At 68.2% G+C, this 19,044-nt stretch carries 16 protein-coding genes; 4 read left to right on the top strand and 12 right to left on the bottom strand.

Going from position 1 to position 19,044, the window contains the following annotated elements; genetic code table 11:
• Positions 1-124 precede the first annotated feature (124 nt).
• Both J2X20_RS16230 and J2X20_RS16225 read right to left on the bottom strand, forming a co-directional pair.
• The gene (locus J2X20_RS16230; protein ID WP_310266642.1) at positions 125-2,098 is read right to left on the bottom strand and encodes an alpha/beta hydrolase family protein; all 1,974 of its coding nucleotides are present in this window, start codon (positions 2,096-2,098) and stop codon (positions 125-127) included.
• Complete coding sequence (locus J2X20_RS16225; protein WP_310266640.1) at positions 2,095-4,083, bottom strand: alpha/beta hydrolase family protein; 1,989 nt, start codon at positions 4,081-4,083, stop codon at positions 2,095-2,097. Before J2X20_RS16225 ends, J2X20_RS16230 begins: the two co-directional genes overlap by 4 nt.
• Before the next feature lie 76 nt (positions 4,084-4,159).
• Here J2X20_RS16225 and uvrA point away from each other — a divergent pair, with 76 nt between their 5' ends.
• Entirely contained in the window at positions 4,160-7,042 is a 2,883-nt protein-coding gene (uvrA, locus tag J2X20_RS16220; protein WP_310266638.1) for an excinuclease ABC subunit UvrA, read from the top strand.
• 230 nt (positions 7,043-7,272) lie between these two features.
• On the opposite strand, the gene J2X20_RS16215 is transcribed toward uvrA, so the two are convergent.
• On the bottom strand, positions 7,273-8,076 hold the full coding sequence (locus tag J2X20_RS16215) for an MHFG family PEP-CTERM protein (protein WP_310266635.1): 804 nt from the start codon (positions 8,074-8,076) through the stop codon (positions 7,273-7,275).
• A 220-nt stretch (positions 8,077-8,296) separates the two neighbouring features.
• On the opposite strand from J2X20_RS16215, the gene J2X20_RS16210 reads away from it, so the two are divergent.
• Positions 8,297-8,689, top strand: a complete 393-nt coding sequence (locus J2X20_RS16210; protein WP_310266633.1) for a response regulator — start codon at positions 8,297-8,299, stop codon at positions 8,687-8,689.
• A 148-nt stretch (positions 8,690-8,837) separates the two neighbouring features.
• Here the strand turns inward: J2X20_RS16210 and J2X20_RS16205 are convergent, their stop codons facing one another.
• The 7 genes from J2X20_RS16205 to J2X20_RS16175 form a co-directional block, all read right to left on the bottom strand.
• Positions 8,838-9,266 (bottom strand): SWIB/MDM2 domain-containing protein, encoded by a 429-nt coding sequence (locus J2X20_RS16205; protein ID WP_310266631.1) that lies wholly within the window; start codon positions 9,264-9,266, stop codon positions 8,838-8,840.
• 221 nt (positions 9,267-9,487) lie between these two features.
• Positions 9,488-10,033, bottom strand: a complete 546-nt coding sequence (locus tag J2X20_RS16200) for a cytochrome b/b6 domain-containing protein (protein ID WP_310266629.1) — start codon at positions 10,031-10,033, stop codon at positions 9,488-9,490.
• Between the two features lie 6 nt (positions 10,034-10,039).
• Positions 10,040-10,324: a PepSY domain-containing protein gene (locus J2X20_RS16195; protein ID WP_310266627.1), complete on the bottom strand. Its 285-nt coding sequence runs from the start codon at positions 10,322-10,324 to the stop codon at positions 10,040-10,042.
• Entirely contained in the window at positions 10,321-11,454 is a 1,134-nt protein-coding gene (locus J2X20_RS16190; protein WP_310266626.1) for an alpha-hydroxy acid oxidase, read from the bottom strand. The genes J2X20_RS16195 and J2X20_RS16190 overlap by 4 nt, the downstream gene beginning before the upstream one ends.
• Positions 11,451-12,134, bottom strand: coding sequence for a Fe2+-dependent dioxygenase (locus J2X20_RS16185; RefSeq protein ID WP_310266624.1), 684 nt, complete (start codon positions 12,132-12,134; stop codon positions 11,451-11,453). The genes J2X20_RS16190 and J2X20_RS16185 overlap by 4 nt, the downstream gene beginning before the upstream one ends.
• Positions 12,135-12,157: 23 nt before the next feature.
• On the bottom strand, positions 12,158-14,464 hold the full coding sequence (locus tag J2X20_RS16180) for a TonB-dependent receptor (RefSeq protein WP_310266623.1): 2,307 nt from the start codon (positions 14,462-14,464) through the stop codon (positions 12,158-12,160).
• Positions 14,465-14,563: 99 nt separating this feature from the next.
• Positions 14,564-15,214, bottom strand: a complete 651-nt coding sequence (locus J2X20_RS16175) for an energy transducer TonB (protein ID WP_310266621.1) — start codon at positions 15,212-15,214, stop codon at positions 14,564-14,566.
• 247 nt (positions 15,215-15,461) lie between these two features.
• Here J2X20_RS16175 and J2X20_RS16170 point away from each other — a divergent pair, with 247 nt between their 5' ends.
• Positions 15,462-15,818 carry a phage holin family protein gene (locus J2X20_RS16170; RefSeq protein WP_310266619.1) on the top strand — a complete coding sequence of 119 codons (357 nt, stop codon included), beginning with the start codon at positions 15,462-15,464 and terminating at the stop codon, positions 15,816-15,818.
• Between the two features lie 230 nt (positions 15,819-16,048).
• Here J2X20_RS16170 and J2X20_RS16165 read toward each other — a convergent pair whose 3' ends face one another.
• On the bottom strand, positions 16,049-16,678 hold the full coding sequence (locus J2X20_RS16165) for a TetR/AcrR family transcriptional regulator (RefSeq protein WP_310266617.1): 630 nt from the start codon (positions 16,676-16,678) through the stop codon (positions 16,049-16,051).
• Between the two features lie 69 nt (positions 16,679-16,747).
• Between J2X20_RS16165 and J2X20_RS16160 the strand changes: the two genes are divergently transcribed.
• Complete coding sequence (locus tag J2X20_RS16160; RefSeq protein WP_310266615.1) at positions 16,748-17,380, top strand: glutathione binding-like protein; 633 nt, start codon at positions 16,748-16,750, stop codon at positions 17,378-17,380.
• On the opposite strand, the gene J2X20_RS16155 is transcribed toward J2X20_RS16160, so the two are convergent.
• Positions 17,377-18,981 carry a M48 family metalloprotease gene (locus J2X20_RS16155; protein ID WP_310266613.1) on the bottom strand — a complete coding sequence of 535 codons (1,605 nt, stop codon included), beginning with the start codon at positions 18,979-18,981 and terminating at the stop codon, positions 17,377-17,379. The two genes, J2X20_RS16160 and J2X20_RS16155, sit on opposite strands and share 4 nt — an antisense overlap.
• Between the last annotated feature and the right edge of the window lie 63 nt (positions 18,982-19,044).

The raw sequence follows: 19,044 nt of genomic DNA, 5'->3' as shown, positions 1-19,044 counted from the left end.
CGTCACTGGACCCCGGCGCCGCCACGCCGCTGCGATGAATCGCCAGACGCGGGCCGCGAGCTGCATGCGGCCGCGATGGACGGTCAGTTCCTGAGCGCCCGATGCATGGCCAGGAAGGCTTGAATCAGGGTTTGGCGCCGCTGCCGATGTTGCGATCCAGGAAGCGCTCGACGCGGCCCCAGAAGTCCTCGTTGGTCTTGAGGTTGAACCAGCCATGTCCCTCCTCGGTGTAGACGACCCATTCCAGGTCCTGGTCGGGGCGCAGCGAGGCTTTGAACTCGTCGCCATGCTTGAGGGGAACGCGCCTATCCATACCGCCATAGGCCACCAGCAGCGGCATCTTGATCTCGCGCGCGCGGGCCTTGGGTGAGGTGGCCTTGAAGCGCTCGGCGTCCGCCACCGGATCGCCAATGAGACGCTTCATGCCGAACTGCTTCCATTCTTCCGAGCTGTCGCTCCAGTTGATGCTGGACAGCAGGCCCAGATCGGTGACGCCGACCCAGGAGACGGCGCAGCGGAACAGGTCTGCCTGCTTGACGGCTCCCATCAGCGCTGCATAGCCGCCGTAGCTGGCGCCGGCGATGCAGACGCGCTTGGGGTCTACCCAGCCCTGCTTGACGGCCCAGGCCAGGGTGTCGGCGAGATCGTCCTGCATGGCCAGGCCCCACTGCTGCCAGCCGGCGCGAAACAGCCCCCAGCCGTAGCCCGTGCTGCCGCGGAACTCGGGCTCCAGCACGACATAGCCGCGCGTTGCGAGGAACTGGGCCTGCGCCTCCCACGTCCAATGGGTGCCCCGCACATTGGGGCCGCCATGCACCAGCACGACGGCAGGCCGCGGTCCCTGCGCCTGGCCGGGCGGCTGGGTCACGAGGACGGGCAGCTGCAGCTTGTCGCGCGCGGGAATTCGGTAGACGTCTCTCTGGCCCATCTCGGAGGCCTTGATCTCGGGGCGCAACGAGGCGATCAGGCGCAGGCTCTTGTCCGCGGGCTTGTAGAGGTAGTACTGCGGCGGCTGTTGGTCGGACAGCGCCGTGACGATGATGTGCTTGGCGTCCAGGCAGCGCTGGCATTCGATCCGGTTGACAGTGGACTGCAGGCGGGCGTCGATGTCGGCCTGCATGGCCTTCATCGCGGGGTCGAACCACACGCTGCCCGGCGCGTCGGTCTCGAACTGAGCGCCCAACAGGCGCTGCGACGGCGCATCGACGACCATGTGGCCGTCGAAGTCGTAGCCTTTCAGGTTCAGCAGCGGCTGGGCCTCGGGCTCCAGCGTGCCGGGGTCGATCTTGAACAGGGCGCCGTAGCCCTGATGGCTCTTTACCGCCAGGATTTCTCCCTGCGTACCGAACCATACGGGCGCGGCATGGGGGTCGTAGTAGTTCTTGACCTCCTGCCACAGCTTCCAGCGACCGTCGGCTTGACGCAGATAGATCTTGCTGCCGCCGCCGTGGCTGGCCGTGACGGCGCGCGGTTCTCCCTTGCCGTCGATGACCCAGCTGCCGACATAGTCGGGAATGCCTGTGCTGAGATTGCGAAGCTGGCCGTTGCGGGTGTTGAGACGGGCCAGCTGCAGGCCCACGGAGTCCGGCTCGTCGCCGTAGGGGACGCGCATGACCAGCACTTCATCTCCCCCCAGGGAGCCGGCGTCGTAGAGGCGCCAGTTGGCTTCCAGCATGCGTTCCATGCGGCTCGTCCCCGAGCTGCCGGCGCCGCCGAACTGGCTGCTGATCAGCTGGCGGCTGTCGCCACCGTCCCGGTTGACGGCCCACAAGCCGGGAGCCGCGACGGTCTGCGTGCCGTCCTGCGGACTGCGGACCTGGTAGACCAGTCGGTCTTCGCTGAGCCATTGGTGGCCCGTGATGTCGGAGTCCCTGAAGCCGGCCACGATCTTGCCCTGCTCCATCGTCTCCAGGTCGATGACGGCAAGCCGCAAGCGGCTGCCTTCGGCGGCCGCCTGGATGGCGAGGTAGCGGCCACTGGGGCTGAGCTTGGGCGCCTGCATGGCAGGCGTCTTGAAGAAATCGCGGATCGGTGGCGGGGCGGCCTGGGCGACGGAGGCGGCGGCCAACAGGGCGAGGGTCAGGGCTTTCATCATCATGGTTTTGTCGTGGCGCCGATGTGGCGGGCGAGGAAGCGTTCGACGCGCCCCCAGAAATCTTCATTCGTCTTCAGGTTGAACCAGCCATGGCCTTCTTCCGGGTAGATGACCCATTCGACGGGCTGGTCGGCGCGCAATGCGGCCTTCATGGCGCTGCCGTGCTTCAAGGGCACGCGCCGGTCCTCGCCGCCATAGGCCATCAGCAGCGGGATGCGGATCTCACCGGCGCGGGCCAGCGGCGAGGTCTTGCGCATCTGCTCGGCGTCGCTGTCCGGGTCGGCCACGAGCTGCTTCATGCCGTAGTTTTTCCATTCGTCGGACATGTCGCTCCAGTTGATGCTGCTCATCAGGCCGATGTCGGTGACGCCCACCCAGTTGACGGCGCACTTGAAGATGTCGCCCTGCGTGACCGCCCCCATCAGAGCTGCATAGCCGCCATAGCTGGCACCCATGATGCAGGCGCGCTTGGGGTCGGACCAGCCTTGCTTGACCGCCCAGGCCAGGGTGTCGGCGAGGTCGTCCTGCATGGCCAGGCCCCACTGTTTCCAGCCGGCGCGGAAGTGCTTGAAGCCGTAGCCCGTGCTGCCGCGGTACTCGGGCTCCAGCACGACATAGCCCCGGTTGGCGAGGAACTGGGCCATCGGCTCCCAGCGCCAATGCGTGCCACGCACATAGGGGCCGCCGTGCACGAGCACCACGGTCGGGCGCGGCGCCGGCTTGCCGGGCGGCTGCGTGACCAGCAGCGGGATCTCCAGGCCATCGCGGGCCTTGAATCGCACGACGTCGCGCTGGCCCATCTCGCGCAGCGGCAGGTCGGGCCGGGTGCCGGCCAGCGGCTGGATGCTCTTGTCGGCCGGCTTGTAGATCCAGTAGCGCGGCGGAATCTGGTCGGAGATGGAGGTGACGACGAGGTGGGTGGCATCCAGGCAGCGCTCGCATTCGATGCGATTGACGGCACCGGGCAGCTTGGCATCGATGTCGGCCTGCCTGGCCTTCATCGTGGCGTCCAGCCATACGCTGCCGGGCGCATCGGTCTCGAAGTGCAGGCCTAGCAGGCGCTTGGCCACGGGGTCGAAGATCAGCTCACCCTGGAAGTCATAGCCCTTGAAGCTGATCAGCGGCTCTTTCTCGGGCTTGTCGGTCTTGGGGTCGAGCCGGAACAGCGCCGAGTAGCCGTCATGGGAGGCTTCGACCAGGGTCTGGCCATCGGGCCCGAACCAGTAGGCGCTGAAACCCTTGCGCTCGTGGGCGCCGTCCTCGTACCAGAGCTTCCAGTTGCCGTCGGCCTCGCGCAGGTAAGCCTTGACGCGCCCCTTGGAAAGGGCTTCGACGGCGCGCGGCTCGCCGCGCCAGTCCACGGTCCAGTCGATGACGCCGTCCGGCAGGCCGCGGTTGAGGTTGCGTGTCAGACCGGTGCGGGTGTCCAGGCGCACCAGTTGAACGCCGGTGGACTCGCTTTCCTCGGACCAGGGCAGGCGCTTGACGAGGATTTCGTCTCCGCCATCCGGCAGCGTGGCGAAGAAGCGCCAGTTCGCCTCGAGCCGCCGGTCATTGATGAGGCTGCTGCTGTTGCTGATCCACTGCTTGTCGCTGTTGATCAGCTGGCGGTATTTGCTGCCGTCGCGGTCCACGGCCCACAGGCCCGGCTGGAAGATGCGGGTGCTGCCGTCGGGCGAATTGCTGACCTGAAAGACCAGACGGTCCTCGTTGACCCAGTGGTGGTTGCCGATGTCGGCGTCATGAAAGCCCGCGACGATCTTGGGCGTGGTCAAGTCCTGCAGGTCCATGACGGCCAGCCAGATGCGGTCGTCCCTGCCCGCGGCCAGCACGGCCAGGTAGCGGCCGCTCGGGCTGAGCTTGGGCTGGCTGACGGCCGGGCGCTTGAAAAAGGCGGTGATCGTCGGCGGATCGGCGGCGGCCGGTGCGGTGGCAAAGCCCAGAGCGGCGGCCAGCGCAAAGGCAAGCCCGCCGAGCAACGTCCTCATCGGGACCTCCCTGTCGGTGTTTGGACGCGGGCGATTGTGGCGACCTATCATGGCCGGTTCGCTCGTGAAAACTCCCATGTCGCCCCCTGAGTCGAAATTCATCCGCGTGCGCGGCGCGCGCACCCACAACCTGAAGAACATCGACGTCGACCTGCCGCGGCACGCGCTGGTCGTCATCACCGGGCTGTCGGGCTCCGGCAAGTCCTCGCTCGCCTTCGACACCCTGTATGCCGAGGGGCAGCGGCGTTATGTCGAAAGCCTGTCCAGCTACGCGCGGCAGTTCCTGCAGCTGATGGACAAGCCCGACGTGGACATCATCGAGGGCCTGTCCCCCGCGATTTCCATCGAACAGAAGGCAACGTCCCACAACCCGCGCTCAACCGTCGGCACGGTCACCGAGATCCACGACTATCTGCGCCTGCTCTATGCCCGCGCCGGCACGCCCTTCTGCCCCGACCACGACCTGCCGCTGGAGGCGCAGTCGGTCAGCCAGATGGTGGACGCCGTGCTGGCCATGGCCGACGAGTCCAGGCTGATGCTGCTGGCGCCGGTGGTGCGTGACCGCAAGGGCGAGTTCGTCGAGCTCTTCCAGGACCTGCAGGCTCAGGGTTATGTGCGCTTCCGTGTCGACGGCGCCACGGTGGAGGCTCCCGACGTCCCGGCCCTGAAGAAGGCCGAGAAGCACGACATCGACGTCGTCATCGACCGCATCAAGCTGCGCCACGACGCGGCGGATTCGCTGCGGCAGCGCCTGGCCGAAAGCTTCGAGGCGGCCCTGCGCCTGGCCGACGGGCGCGCCCTGGTCATGAATATGGACAACGAGCAGACGACGCTGTTTTCCAGCAAGTTCGCCTGCCCGGTCTGCTCCTACTCCCTGCCCGAACTGGAGCCGCGCCTCTTTTCCTTCAACTCGCCGGTGGGCGCCTGCCCGAGCTGCGAGGGCCTGGGCCAGGTCACCGTTTTCGACGCCGATCGTGTCGTGGCCTTCCCGACGCTGAGCCTCGCCAGCGGTGCCGTCAAGGGCTGGGACCGCCGCAACCCCTACACCTTCTCGCTGCTGGAGTCGGTGGCGGCCCACTACAAGTTCGACGTCGAGGCGCCCTGGGAGAGCCTCCCGGCCACGGCGCAGGAGGTGCTGCTGCGCGGCTCGGGCACCGAGGACATCAGCTTCGTCTACCAGGCCGAGACGGCCTCGGGCAAGAAGCGCTCGGTCAAGCGCCAGCATCCCTTCGAAGGCATCCTGCCCAATCTGCAGCGGCGCTACAAGGAGACCGATTCGGCCGCCGTGCGTGAGGACCTGGCCCGCTATATGGCGGCCAAGCCCTGCCCGTCCTGCGAGGGTTCGCGGCTGCGGCGCGAGGCGCGCAACGTCGTGCTGCAGCCGGCCGATGCACCCGCCGGCGTCAAGGGCCGGCCCATCTACGAGGTCGAGCATTCGACGCTGCGCGAATGCCTGGACTATTTCGAAGGGCTGAAGCTCAAGGGCAACAAGGCCGAGATCGGTGACAAGGTCGTGCGCGAGATCGCCTCGCGGCTGCGCTTCTTGAACGATGTCGGCCTGAACTACCTGAGCCTGGACCGCAGCGCCGAGACCCTGTCCGGCGGCGAGGCCCAGCGCATCCGCCTGGCTTCGCAGATCGGCTCCGGGCTGACCGGCGTCATGTATGTGCTGGACGAGCCCAGCATCGGCCTGCACCAGCGCGACAACGACCGCCTCATCGCCACGCTGCGGCGGCTGCGCGACCTCGGCAATTCGGTGCTGGTGGTGGAGCATGACGAGGACGCCATCCGCGCCGCCGACTGGGTGCTGGACCTTGGCCCCGGTGCCGGCGTGCATGGCGGCCAGGTCATGGCCCAGGGCACGCCCGACCAGGTGGCAGCCAACCCGAACTCATTGACGGGCCAATACCTCAGCGGCGCGGCCCGCATCGAGGTGCCGGTCAAGCGGCACCCGGCGACCGAGGCGGTGATGCGCATCGTCAACGCGCGCGGCAACAACCTCAAGGGCGTGACGGTCGAGATCCCGGTCGGCCTCTTCACCTGCGTGACCGGCGTGTCCGGCTCGGGCAAGAGCACCCTGGTCAACGACACGCTGTATGCCGCCGTCGCCAAGAAGCTCTACCAGAGCCATGCCGACCCGGCGGCGCATGACGAGATCGAGGGCCTGGACGCCTTCGACAAGGTCATCAACGTCGACCAGTCGCCCATCGGCCGCACGCCGCGCTCCAACCCGGCCACCTACACCGGCCTGTTCACGCCCATCCGCGAGCTGTTCGCCGAGATGCCGACGGCGCGTGAGCGCGGCTACGGCGCCGGCCGTTTCAGCTTCAACGTCGCCGGCGGCCGCTGCGAGGCCTGCCAGGGCGACGGCGTGCTGAAGGTGGAGATGCATTTCCTGCCCGACGTCTATGTGCCTTGCGACGTCTGCCAGGGCCGGCGCTACAACCGCGAGACGCTGGAGGTGCTCTACAAGGGCAAGAACATCACCCAGGTGCTGAACATGACGGTGGAGGACGCCTTCGAGCTGTTCAACGCCGTGCCCACGCTGGCGCGCAAGCTGCAGACGCTTTTGGACGTGGGCCTGGGCTATGTGAAGCTGGGGCAGAGCGCGACGACGCTGTCCGGCGGCGAGGCCCAGCGGGTCAAGCTGGCGCTGGAGCTGAGCAAGCGCGACACCGGCCGGACGCTCTACATCCTGGACGAGCCGACCACCGGCCTGCACTTCGCCGACATCGCCTTGCTGATGAAGGTGCTGCACCAGCTGCGCGACGCCGGCAACACCATCGTCGTCATCGAGCACAACCTGGACGTCATCAAGACGGCCGACTGGCTCATCGACATGGGCCCGGAAGGTGGTTCGGGCGGCGGCACCCTGCTGGTGGCCGGCACGCCCGAGGACGTGGCGGCCTGCGAGGCCAGCCACACGGGACGCTATCTGGCGCCTTTGTTGAGACGCTAACTCAGCGCCCTGGCTTTGCGGGCCGAGCGCCGGGCCTGCCACGGGCCAGAGGCCCATGGCCTTCCGTAGGCACAAGCAGTCCGCAGGGACTGCTTGTGTCCGACTCCAGTTCACCTAGCCGGCCCGCGTGGGGCGATGTGCTTGCGACTCGATGCCGCGAGCATCGCCGTCCCCTCGGGGGACCGGCTGGACTCGCCTGCGTTCAGCAGGGCAAGTCCGGACGAGGGGTTTCAACGCCTTTGGCGTGCGCGGTAGATGACGACCAGCACGCCCATGCAGATCATGGTCCAGGTGCCGGGCTCGGGCACGGCCGGCGTGTGGGGCAGGTCGATGGGACCGTCGGCCGGGCGCACGGTGCCGGGTGGCAGCGCGGGCATGCCGATGCTGCCCAGGCTCGGCCCGGGTGGCGTCGTGGGGCCGGGCGTGCTGCCGCCTGCCAGGATGCCGCCACCCTGGGCGGGCGAGCCGGTCAGCGCCGGCACGCCGGAGGTGGCGGCAAAGCTGTCAGGGGCCGCGGCGGCCGTCGGGCCGGCGGCCGGGGCTTCAAATTCCAGCGGCGTGGTGTCCTCGCCCTCGCGCGTCGACGAGGCGACGTTGGCGGCATGGGCCGGGGCCACCGCCGCGGGCTTGTCCAGGCGGCGGATGCGGCTGACGTTGCGGCAGACGGTCGGCACCAGGATGCACTGGCCATCCTCGCAATAGACCAGGCCGCGCTCCTGGGTCGTGGCTGTCCACTTCGTGCGCGTCACCGTGCGGCAGACGGCGCCGGGGCCGAAGTGCATGTCGCGGATCTCGGGCGCGTAGGTCGCCTGGCCCTTGATGGCGTCGCGCTCGATGACGGCGATGTCGTCATAGCTGCGCGCCTTCATGCGGGCCTTGAGCTTCTCGCGGGTGGCTGACGGGATGTCCTGGTAGCGATCGACGGCCGCCACCACGTCACCCATGAAAGGGTTGACGCCCGGGCGGTCCCAGCTGCACTGAGGCAGGGTGGCGCCGGCGGAGACGGCAAGAGCGAGGCTGGCGATCAGGGACATGACGGGCCCGGAAAAAAGAAGGCGCCCGAACCAGGGCGCATGCCCCTAGTATTAGGGAATGCAAGGGTTTGTACGCGTTGAAGACCCGCAAAGCGGGGGTGCGTGCGGAGTGCCATAAATCACGCAAATCCTTGAAAACGATTGGCAGTGGCACGCCGTCGGGCGAGGCGGCCATTGCTGCTATCGTGCCGACCGCTTCCTGCTGTCCCCCGAGTCCGCCATGCCCGACCGCGCCGCGCCGCTGGTGCTTTACGTCGAAGACGACCGCATCCACCTGATCCTGATGGAGGAGGTGTTCCGGCTGCTGCCGGATTGGGAGTTGCGCATGGTGGAGACCGGCGCCGAGGCGCTGGCGGCCCTGGCGGAATGTCCGCCGGCCCTGGTGCTGGTGGACATGAATCTGCCCGACATGACGGGCCTGGAGTTGCGCGAGCGCGTGGCCGCCGATGCTGGCCTGGCCGCTGCGCTGCAGGGTGTGCGTTGGGTCGCGCTGTCGGCCGACAACCCCGGCGCCGTCGTGCGCGCCGCCCGCGCCGCGGGTTTCGACGACTACTGGCTCAAGCCCATCGACGTGCCCGTCCTGCAGGCGGGGCTGCGCAAGCTGATCGGCTGAACTGGACGACCCCTTACCCATTCCGGCTTCGCTGAACGCGGGCCGGCGCCCCACCCGGGATGCGAGTCCGCTGCGGCTGATGGGGACGAAAAAAAGCCCGGCAGAACCGGGCTTGCGTTGACGAGGCCGCGGCAAGCGCGGCGTCGCTTCACTTCAGGTGGCTGTTGATCAGCTTGGTCATCTCGAACATGTCGGCCTTGGCCTTGCCGAAGATTTCCTTCAGCTTGGCGTCGGCGTTGATGACACGCTTCTGCAGCTCGTCCTGGAGCTTGTTCTTCTTGATGTATTCCCAGACCTTCTTGGTCACGTCGGTGCGCGGCAGGGGTGCCGAGCCGACGATGGCGGCCAGGGCCGCGCTGGGGGTCAGTGCCTTCATGAAGGCGGCGTTGGGCGTGCGCTTCTTGGCGGGAGCAGCGGCCTTCTTGGCCGGAGCTGCCTTCTTCGCAGGCGCGGCCTTCTTGGCCGGAGCTGCTGCCTTCTTCGCAGGCGCCTTGGCGGGCGCCGCCTTCTTCGCCGGGGCGGCCTTCTTGGCCGGTGCCGCCTTCTTCGCGGGCGCGGCCTTCTTCGCAGTTGCCATGTCGATTCACTCCATCAAAGGTTGTTGATGTGCCGGGTCCGGGTGAAGGCCGCGTAAGCCTTCAATACTCTCTAGCACCCTGCGGCGGCGATGGTACTGCTCTCCCTAGGGGAAGAGAAGGCTTTCATAGAGGGGATGACCCGCAGAGGCCCATGAAATCGGCCCTTTGGGGCCCTGCTTGTCGCTAGGCCGCATCACTTGGGCCTTCGCGAGGCTTGCAGTCAGTCAATGTCATCGCCTTCGGGAGCGCGCTTCTTGCCGCTGAACATGGCGCCGACGAGGTTCTCGCGATGCCGCCAGATGGTCACGCCGACGCCGCCGAGATGGCCGATGACGAGGATCGCGATGCCCCAGGCCAGCCAGGCATGCAGGTCCGACAGCCACTCATAGCCCCACAGCCAGTCGGTCGTGTAGAGCCAGCCGGTCAGGGTCAGGGCGGCCGCGGTGGACCACAGCGCCAGCACCATCCAACCACCCAAAGGGTTATGGCCGACATAGCGTGGCTCATGGCCGGCGCGCATCGCGCGGGCATAGGCCAGCACGGCGCGCGGGCCGCGCACGAACTGCGCAAAGCGCGCATAGCCACCACCGGCAAAGCCCCAGATCAGCCGCAGCGCCACGGCCGCGCCGGCCACATAGCCGGCGGTGTGGTGCCATGCGTCGAAATGGCTGGGCGGCCGGTGGCCGCTGATCCAGCTGGTGGCCACCGCGGCGGCCAGCGTCCAGTGCAGCAGGCGGACGAGGCCGTCCCAGACGCGGATGCGCATGTCGGTTTACTTCTTGTCGGCGGGCTGCTCGCCTTCCGGATAGACGCGCTCGAAGGTCTTGGGGTTGAAGAAGGCCTCGGCCTTCTTGCCGGCGCCGTCGAAGCCATAGACCTCGTAGCAGCCGTTGTAGTTCTGGACCTTGCGGACCTTCCAGCCTTCGCCCTCGAGTTTCTTTTGCAGTTCCATCTGCGGCTTCTTCTCTTCCTTGGGCATGGCCGGGCAGGAGACGTTGCCATGGGCGAAGGCCGCGCTGGCGCTGAAAGCGAGGAGCAGGGGGGCGAGGAATTTCATCTTGAGTCCTTCAACGGGGAGTTGCCAGGCCAGAGCAGCGCCGGGCCGGCGTCGGCGAGAGTCTTGCAGCCCGAGAGCGCCATGGCGATCTCGAGCTCGTCGCGCAGCAGGCGCAGCGCATGGGCCACGCCGAGGGCGCCGCTGGCGGCCAGCGCATGCACATAGGGTCGGCCCAGCAGCACGGCGTTGGCGCCGAGGGCCATGGCCTTGAGCACGTCGGTGCCGCGGCGGATGCCGCCGTCGACGAGCAGGGGTATGTCGGAGCCGAGGGCCGCGCGCAGCGGCGGCAGCAGCTCGGCGGTGGCGGGCAGGGTGTCCAGGGCGCGGCCGCCGTGGTTGCTGACGATGAAGCCGGTCACGCCACGGGCCAGGGCCTCGCGTGCATCGTCCGCGTGCGTGACGCCTTTCAGCAGCAGCGGCAACTTGCTTTCTGAACGCAGCCAGTCGATTTCACGCCAAGTGGCGGCGCGCGGCATCAGGCCGTCGAACAGGGCGCTCTGGCCAGGCTGCAGGTCCAGCGGCTTCTTGACGCCGCCGAGATTCACGGCACGGATGTCGTCTGGCAGCTTGAAGCCGATGCGGCGTTCGCGGTCGCGCGCACCATGCACGGGCGCGTCGACGGTCAGCACCAGGGCTTCAAAGCTGGCGGCCTCGATGCGGCGCAGCAGGGCGCGCATGAAGTCGCGGTCGTCGCGCCAGTAGAGCTGGAACCACAGCGGGCCGGCAGCGGCGTCGGCCAGCATGGGTGCGGCGACCGCCTCCATGTCGACACTGGCCTGGGCGCTGAGGATCAGCCCGGCCTCCTGGGCCGCGGCGGCATGGGCAGTCGCCAGCTCGCCGTCGGCATGGAAGAGGCGCTGGTAGGCGATGGGCGCGAGCAGGAGGGGATGGCGCAGCTCGCGGCCGAGCAGGGGCACGCGGGTGTGGCCGCCGGACAGGTCGCGCAGCACGCGCGGCTGCAGCTGGATGGCGTCCCAGGCGGTGCGGTTGGCGCGCAGCGTCAGTTCGTCGGCCGCGCCGCCGTTCAGATAAGCCCAGGCGGCGGCGTCGACGCGGGCCTGGGCGGACGCTTCGAAATCGGCCAGGTTGGCCAGGCCTTCCGGCAGGGCTTCGATGCGAGGGGCCGTCACGTGTCGGCCCACATGCGCAGGAGGTTGTGATATGTCCCGGTCAGCTGCACCAGCTCGTCGGTCTCGCCCCATTCGCCGCGCAGCTTCATCAGGCTCATGTCCATCTCGTAGAGCAGGCGGCGCTGCTCGTCGGAGCGCACCATGCTCTCGATCCAGAAGAAGCTGGCCAGCCGCGCGCCGCGCGTGACCGCCTCGACACGGTGCACGCTGCTGCCGGGGTAGACGACGAGGTCGCCGGCCGCGAGCTTGACGCGCTGCTCGCCGAAGGTGTCGGCAATGACGAGCTCGCCGCCGTCGTAGTCGGCAGGCTCGCTCAAGAACAGGGTGCAGGAGACGTCGGTGCGCACGCGCTGCACACCGCCGGGCAGATAGCGCACGGCCTGGTCGACATGGCTGCCGTAGGCGTTGGTGGCGCCGCTGTAGCGGTTGAACAGCGGCGGCAGCACACGCTTGGGGAGTGTGGCGGAGAAGAACAGCGGGTGCTTCTCCAGCGCCTGCAGCACCAGGGCCTGCAGCTCGCGGTGCTGCTCGCTGCCGGGTTGCAGCTGTTCGTTGTTCTTGACCTGGGCGGCCTGGCGGCCGGCGGTCGTGCGGCCGTCCGCCCAGGGCGCGATGGCCAGCAGTTCGCGGGCCCGAGCCAGGCCGGCAGCGTCGAGGATCTGGGAGATCTTCAGCAGCATGGCGTGGCGCGGGCCTTTCGAGGTCAGAACTTGTAGGTGCCCGTCAGCGCGACGATGCGACCCTTGCCCGGCACGTAGTGGCCGGTGTAGAGGGTGTCGGCATAGAGCTTGTTGGTCACATTGTCGACGTTGAGGCGGAACAGCAGCGTGTCCTCGACGACGGCGTATTCGGCCATCAGGTTGGCGATGACGAACTTGGGCGCGTAGAAGCCGGGGTTGCGGTTGGGCTGCTGGCCGCTGCGGGCGTTGAGGCCGCCGCCGACGCGCCATTGCGGCGTGATCTTGTAGGTCGTCCACAGGCTGCCGGAGTAGCGCGGCGTCAGCGACGGACGCGCGCCCTGGCCTTCGGCACCTTCGGCGCCGATGTCGATGATGGCCGTCGGCATCCAGGTGAAGGTGCCGAAGACTTCCCAGTCCGCCGTGATGCGGCCGGTGATATCGATGTCGATGCCCTGGGCGTGGCGCTTGCCGGACAGTTCGACCAACTGGGTCAGCGGGTCGGTGTTGCGCTCATGCAGCTTGGTGGCGCGGAAGATGCCGAAGCGCGTCGTCAGCTTGCCGTCGGCTGAGTCGTACTGGCCGCCGAACTCGAGGTTGACCGACTTCTCGGGCGGGATGTTGGCGTTGGCGGCGCTCAGGGAATAGGTATCGCCCGAGGTGTTGAAGGACGTCGCGGCCATCAGGTGCAGGGACAGCTGGGCGCTCGGCTGGAACAGCACGGCGGCGCGCTTGCTCCATTCCGAGACATTCATCTGGTAGCTGTCGGTCGTCGTGCGGCTGATCTTGTCGTAGCCCGGCGTGCCGGTGGCGTTGTAGCTGTAGTTGAAGTTGTCGTAGTCGCCCTTGAGCTTGTCGTAGCGCAGGCCGGCGACCAGCTTCCATTCCGGCGTGATCGACACCATGTCTTGCACATAGGCACCGGCGGAGCGCGAGGTGTATTCGCTGGCCTTGAGCGGCTGGCGGCGTGACTCGTCGATGCTGGCGCCGTCGTCGGGCCGCCCCACCAGGGTGTTGGGCTTGGTCAAGCCGAGCGCGGCATAGAAGCTCGCACGCTGCTGGGCGGTCAGGCCCGGGGTGTCGTTGTAGACCTGCTTTTTCTCCTGGGCGAAGTCCACGCCGGTCATGACATGGTGCTCCATGCCGGCGGCCTTGAGCTTGGCGCTCAGATCGCTCTGCACGGTGAGGGTCTGCAGGTCCTGGATCTTCAGCTGCGTGCCGCGCGTCAGTACGGTGTTCGGGCCGAAGGTGGCCAGCGACGCGGCGATGCCGCCGGGCTGCAGCGCGGCCGCCGCGAAGCGCACCGTGCCGGCGCGTTGGTCACGCGTGTAGGACGCATAGCGGGCCTTGGTGACCAGCTCGACGTCGGGGCTGAAGCGATGGGTGTGCGTGCCCATCACGTAGTTGGCTGAGCCCTTGTTGCGGTCGCTGGCCATGCCGTAATAGGCCGTCGGTTCCACTGGGATCAGCGTGGTGCTGCTGACGGGCGCGGTCGGCGTCGGCCGGACCCAAGGCATGCCGTAGTTCATGCCGTTGCCGTTCTGCAGCGCGTACAGCGTCAGACCGAACTCGTCGGTCTCGCCGATGCCGGTGCGCAGCGAGCCGGCGATGCCGGACTTGTTGATCATGTTGCCCGAGCCGTCGTTGTCGGCGCGGTTGACCATGGCGCCGATGCGCCAGGCCGTCGTCTCGCCGGAGCGGGTGTTGAAGTCACCGACGGCCCGCAGGCCGCCGTGGCTGGCGACGGTCACGTCGATCTGGTTCTGGTCGGCCAGCACGGCCTGCTTGGTGACCTGGTTGACGGCGCCGCCGCTGGAGCCGCGGCCGAACATCAGCGCACCGGACCCGCGCAGCAGTTCGATCTTGTCGAGGAAGAAGGTGTCGCGGTCGTAGAAGGCCGGGTCGCGCATGCCGTCGATGAAGATGTCACCGGTGCTCTGCAGCGAGATGCCGTGGATCTTGATGTCTTCCTCACCGCCCTCGGCGGCCTGGAAGGTGATGCCGGCGGTGTTCTTCAGCACTTCCTTGACGTTGTCGAGGTTGCGGTCATCGATGAGCTTCTCGGTGACGACGGTCAGCGATTGCGGGATGTCGCGGATGTCCTGCTTGCCCTTGCCGATGCGGGTCTCGGTGGCCTGGTAGCCGTCCTTGCCCTGGGGCTCGGCGCTGGCCTTGGCGCGCACGGTGGGCAGCACACTTTCTTCCTTGGCGGGCGCCTTTTGGGCAGGAGCGGCGGTCTGGGCCAGTGCGGCCGTGCTCAGACCGAAGCCGGCAGCCAAGGCCCCCAGGGGCAGTAGCAGCGGGGCCTTGTTCGACTTGTTCTTGCGGGACATGGATTTCTCCGATGGATCGTGATGAATGGGCATGGCTTTGCCCCCGACGGCGCAAAAGCGCCGCCCACGGCATGGCTACTCAGGGGGAAAAGGAGAGGGTCAGCGGTCGAGCTCGTAGGACACGGGCGCGATGACCTCCCACTCGACGGCTTGACCGTTTTCCATATAGGGCACGAAGCGGGCCGCACGCATGTCCTGCAGCGCCTGCTCATCCAGGCGGGCGAAGCCCGAGGATTTGGCCAGGGTGATCTCGCGCGGCTGGCCGCGCACGTCGACGACGATTCGCAAGTGCACGATGCCCGACTCGCGCAGCCGCCTGGACATCAGCGGCACCGCCGTGCGCGGCTCCTTCAGATAGCGCACGGCGCTGGCCGGGATCTGCTTGATCTGGGGCGCGGGCGGTGGCGTGACCGGGATGACGGGCGTCGGCGAGGTCTGCACCGGCACGGGGGCCGGCGGCGGCGTGGGGATGGCCGCGAACACCGGCGACGGCGCGGGAGCGGTGGCCACGGCGATCAGCGGCGGGTCGATCATGGTCAGCGCAGGCGCCTTCAGCTGCGGCATCGCGACCGGCGGGGGCGGCAGCGGCTTGGGCGGCTCAGCCGGTGCCACCAGCCGCACGACGACGGGCGCGACGCGGGCCACGGCGCGACGCACATCCTGCACCTGACTCAGGCCCCACAGCAGCAGCAGGTGCAGCCCGACGATGCCGGCCAGCAGCAGGCGGCGGCCGGCTGGCGGGCGCGACATCTCGGCAAAGCTCGGTCGCGGCTGATGCAGCTGCACCACCACAGCAGACCGCTGTGGGACAGCGACCGGCGCGGGAGCGGCCGACGTAGAGGCAACAAAGGCGAGAGCGGGCTTCACGAGCAAAGACAACAGGACCTGTTCGATCGAAAAATCTTAACACGAATGCGAACAATTCCTATTTGCGAGTCCGCCGCGGTGAGGCCGCAGCGCGACACCGTCGTGCCGGGCGCCCGATATGCTCGCGGCCATGACCAAGGTTCTCGTCCGTTGGCTGCTGCTCGCCGGCGCCCTGCTGCTGGTGGCCCACCTCTATCCCGGCGTCATCGTCAAGAGCTTCACGTCGGCATTGATCGCCGCCTTCGTGCTCGGCCTGCTGAACACGCTGTTGCGGCCGGTGCTCGTGTTGCTGACGCTGCCGGTGACCGTGCTGAGCCTGGGCCTCTTCCTCTTCATCATCAATGCGCTGATGTTCTGGATGGCCGCCACGGTGCTCGATGGCCTGGCCGTGACCGGTTTCGCTGCCGCGCTGATCGGCTCGCTGATCTACAGCCTGTGTGGCATGGTCATCGATGTCGTGATGGAACGCGTCTTCCCGAGCGACTGAAGCCCCTCGTCCAGCCTTGCATGGCTGAACGCCAGCAAGTCTGACCGGTCTTGCAGACCGCGCTGCGGCAGTGCCGCAGCTCTTCGGCAGGCACATGCCGCCCACTGGGCGCCATGTGTCCGGCCTCAGCCCCCGAGGGGACGGCGATGCTTGCGGCATTGAGCCGCAAGCACTTCGCCACGGCGGGCCGGCTCGGGAGCGGCCCAGCGCTCGGCCCGAAAACTGAGGCGTCAAGCGCAGACGAAGTGCAAGCTCGCGGTCGCAAAGGCGGCCACGTCCTCGCGGGCATCGCCGGCGCGGGCACGCAGCGCCATCGAGTGCAATACGGCCGAAGCGAGCTGGGCGCGCATCGCCACATCGGTGCCGGACGGCAGCTCGCCGCTGTCGACCGCCTGCTGCAGCCGCGCCTGGAAGGCGGCGTTGAAACCGCGCAGTGAGTCGCCGAGCTGCTCGCGTATGGCCTCGTCCCGCGGTGCCTCGGTGGCCGCCGTGCCGATCAGCAGGCAGCCGCGCGCCGCCTCTTCGGCCGGGTAGTAGAGCTGCAGGGCCAGTTCGTAGACGCGCAGCAGGCCGTCGCTCAGCGGGCGGTCATTGAACGCGGCGGCGATGGCGGCGTTGGACTGCTCGGTATACAGGCGCAGCACCCGCAGATAGAGCTCGTGCTTGTCGCCGAAGGCGCCGTAGAGGCTGGGCCGGTTCAGGCCCGTGGCCGCGCTGAGGTCATCCATCGACGTCGACGCATAGCCGCGCTGCCAGAACGCCAGCGTCGCCTGAGCCAGCGTGGTTTCGACATCGAAGCTGCGCGGACGCCCGCGCGGGCGCGGTGCCGGTTGGGCTGGGTCTTCAGATTTTTGTACCACGATGAATGAAATTCATTGACGACAATGAATTCTATTCAATACAGTACAAAAACACTGTTGGAGACCGAGATGGAGTTGTTCTTTTCCCCCATGGCCTGTTCGCTGGCGAGCCGCACCGTGCTCTATGAAGCCGGCGCCGATGCCCGCTTCACGCAGGTGGACGGCAAGGCCAAGCGAACCCTGGATGGGCGCGACTATTGGCAGATCAATCCCATGGGCCAGGTGCCCGCGCTGCGTACGGCCCAGGGCTGGCTGCTGACCGAGAACGCCGCCGTGCTGCAGTACCTGGCCGAGGCCTTCCCCGCCGCCGGGCTGCTGCCCCCCGACGCGGATGCGCGCGCCCGCGTGCGCCAGTGGCTGGGCTTCATCGGCACCGAGCTGCACAAGGCCGTCTTCGTGCCGCTGCTGGACCCCAAGGCCAGTACTGACGTGAAGGCCTATGCCATGGACAAGGCGGCGCTGCGCCTGGACACGCTGCAGGCGCATCTGCAGCAGCACGACCACCTCGAGGGTGGCTACGGCATCGCCGACATCTACCTCGCCGTCGTGCTGAACTGGGCGCCCTATGCGGGCGTGGACCTGGACGCCTGGCCGGCGGTGAAGGCCTACCACCGGCGCATCAGCCAGCGCGAGGCCGTGGCGCGCGCGCTGCGCGAGGAGTTCGCCCTCTACCAGGAGGAGCAGCGCCTGCGCGCCGCTTAGTTCGGCAGTTCGACGTCGGGCGGGATGTAGCGGCCCCTGTACATCTCGGCCAGGATGGACTGACGCTCGTAGACCAGGGTGCGCAGCCGGGCGTCGATGACCGAGGCTTCGACCTGGTCGGCGTCCGCGCCGCGTGACTGGCGCAGGCCGGAACGCAGGCGGTCGATGGCGCCATTGAGATCGCCGGCGGCGGCACGGGTCTCGGCCTGGGCGCGCACGGCGCGCAGGGGTTGGCCGAGCTTTTCCCAGACCAGCGAGAGCTCGTGCCAAGCCAGCGCATCGGTGGGTTCCAGGCTGACGTGGGTCTGCAGCGCATCCGCCGCCTCGCGCAGTGCCGGGCCGGAGGTGGATGCCGGGCCCGAGGCCAGGGCCAGGCCGACGCGCTGCATCAGCATCGGGCGGGACCTTTCGCCCTGCAGGGAGTCCAGCGCGGCGATGCCGTCCAGGGGGCGCCCGCGCGCCTCGGCCAGTTCGGCGCGCAGATAGGTCAGCAGCCGGCTGGCCGCGGCGGTCTCGGCGGGGCTGGGCTTGACCAGTTGCAGCGTCACCTCGGCGCTGCGCAGCGTGGCCTCGGCGCGGTCGAAATTGCGCAGCTTGATGGAGGCCAGGGCCGCGGCATAGCGGGCGCCCAGCTGCTCATAGCCACCGCTCTCGCGGATGTTGCGCGCGCCGGCGTCGTAGTTCTCCAGCACCTTCCAGGCGTCCACGCGCGGGTCCATCAGCACGCGGGCGCGCGCCGCCATCAGTGCATGCTCGGCCAGGCCGCGCGGGCGCTCGAAGGGCAGCAGAGCGAGCTTGGTGCGGGCGTCACCGATGCGCTCGCTGGTCAGCGGGTGGGAGCGCAGATACGGGTAGGCGCCGTTGTCCATCAGGTGGTAGGCCTGCTCCATGCGCTCGAACATGCTGACCATGCCGCTGGGCGCGAAGCCGGCCTCGGTCATCACGTTGAAACCGACGCGGTCGGCCTCGCGCTCCATGTCGCGCGAGAAGTTCAGCGACAGCTGCGTCGCCGCGGCCTGGCCGCCGACGATGCCGGCATTGGCCATCTCGATATTGCCGCGCGAGGCGGCCAGCACGCCCAGCAGCAGGCCGGCGATGGCGACCATGCTGTTGCGCGAGTCGCCGGCGATGCGCCGGGCGATGTGGCGCTGGGTGATGTGGGAGAGCTCGTGGGCGAGGACCGAGGCGAGCTCGTCGCGCGACACCGTCATCTGGATCAGCCCGAGATGGGTGCCGACGAAACCGCCCGGCAGCGCAAAGGCGTTGACGCTGCGGTCGCGCACGAGGAAGGGCTCCCAGGCGAAGCGGGCCTGGGTTTCGTCGCCGATATTGCCCAGCTTGCGCGCGGCCTTGACGAGGGGATCCCAGATGCTGTCCAGGTATTCCTGCAGCAGCGGGTCGAGCACATAGTCAGGGTCGATGCGGATCTGGCGCATGACCTGGTCGCCCAGGCGGCGCTCGGCACCGACGTCGAGGTCCTGCGAGACCGAATCGCCCAGGGCGGGCAGGTTGACCTGGGCACTCAAGGGGGCTCCGGGCAGGGCCAGCACGGCGGCCGCGAGCAGCGTGAGCAGAGGGCGGGTGGCGAGAGACTTCTTCATCAGGCAGGAACTCCGGCCGGCGCTGGCCGGCTGTCTATGATGCCTGCAACTCGGTTTCGTATT

The organism is Roseateles saccharophilus (assembly GCF_031458095.1).
In the GTDB taxonomy this organism is placed as follows: Bacteria; Pseudomonadota; Gammaproteobacteria; order Burkholderiales; family Burkholderiaceae_C; genus Pelomonas; species Pelomonas saccharophila_A.
This window is presented reverse-complemented; position numbering and strand designations above follow the sequence as displayed.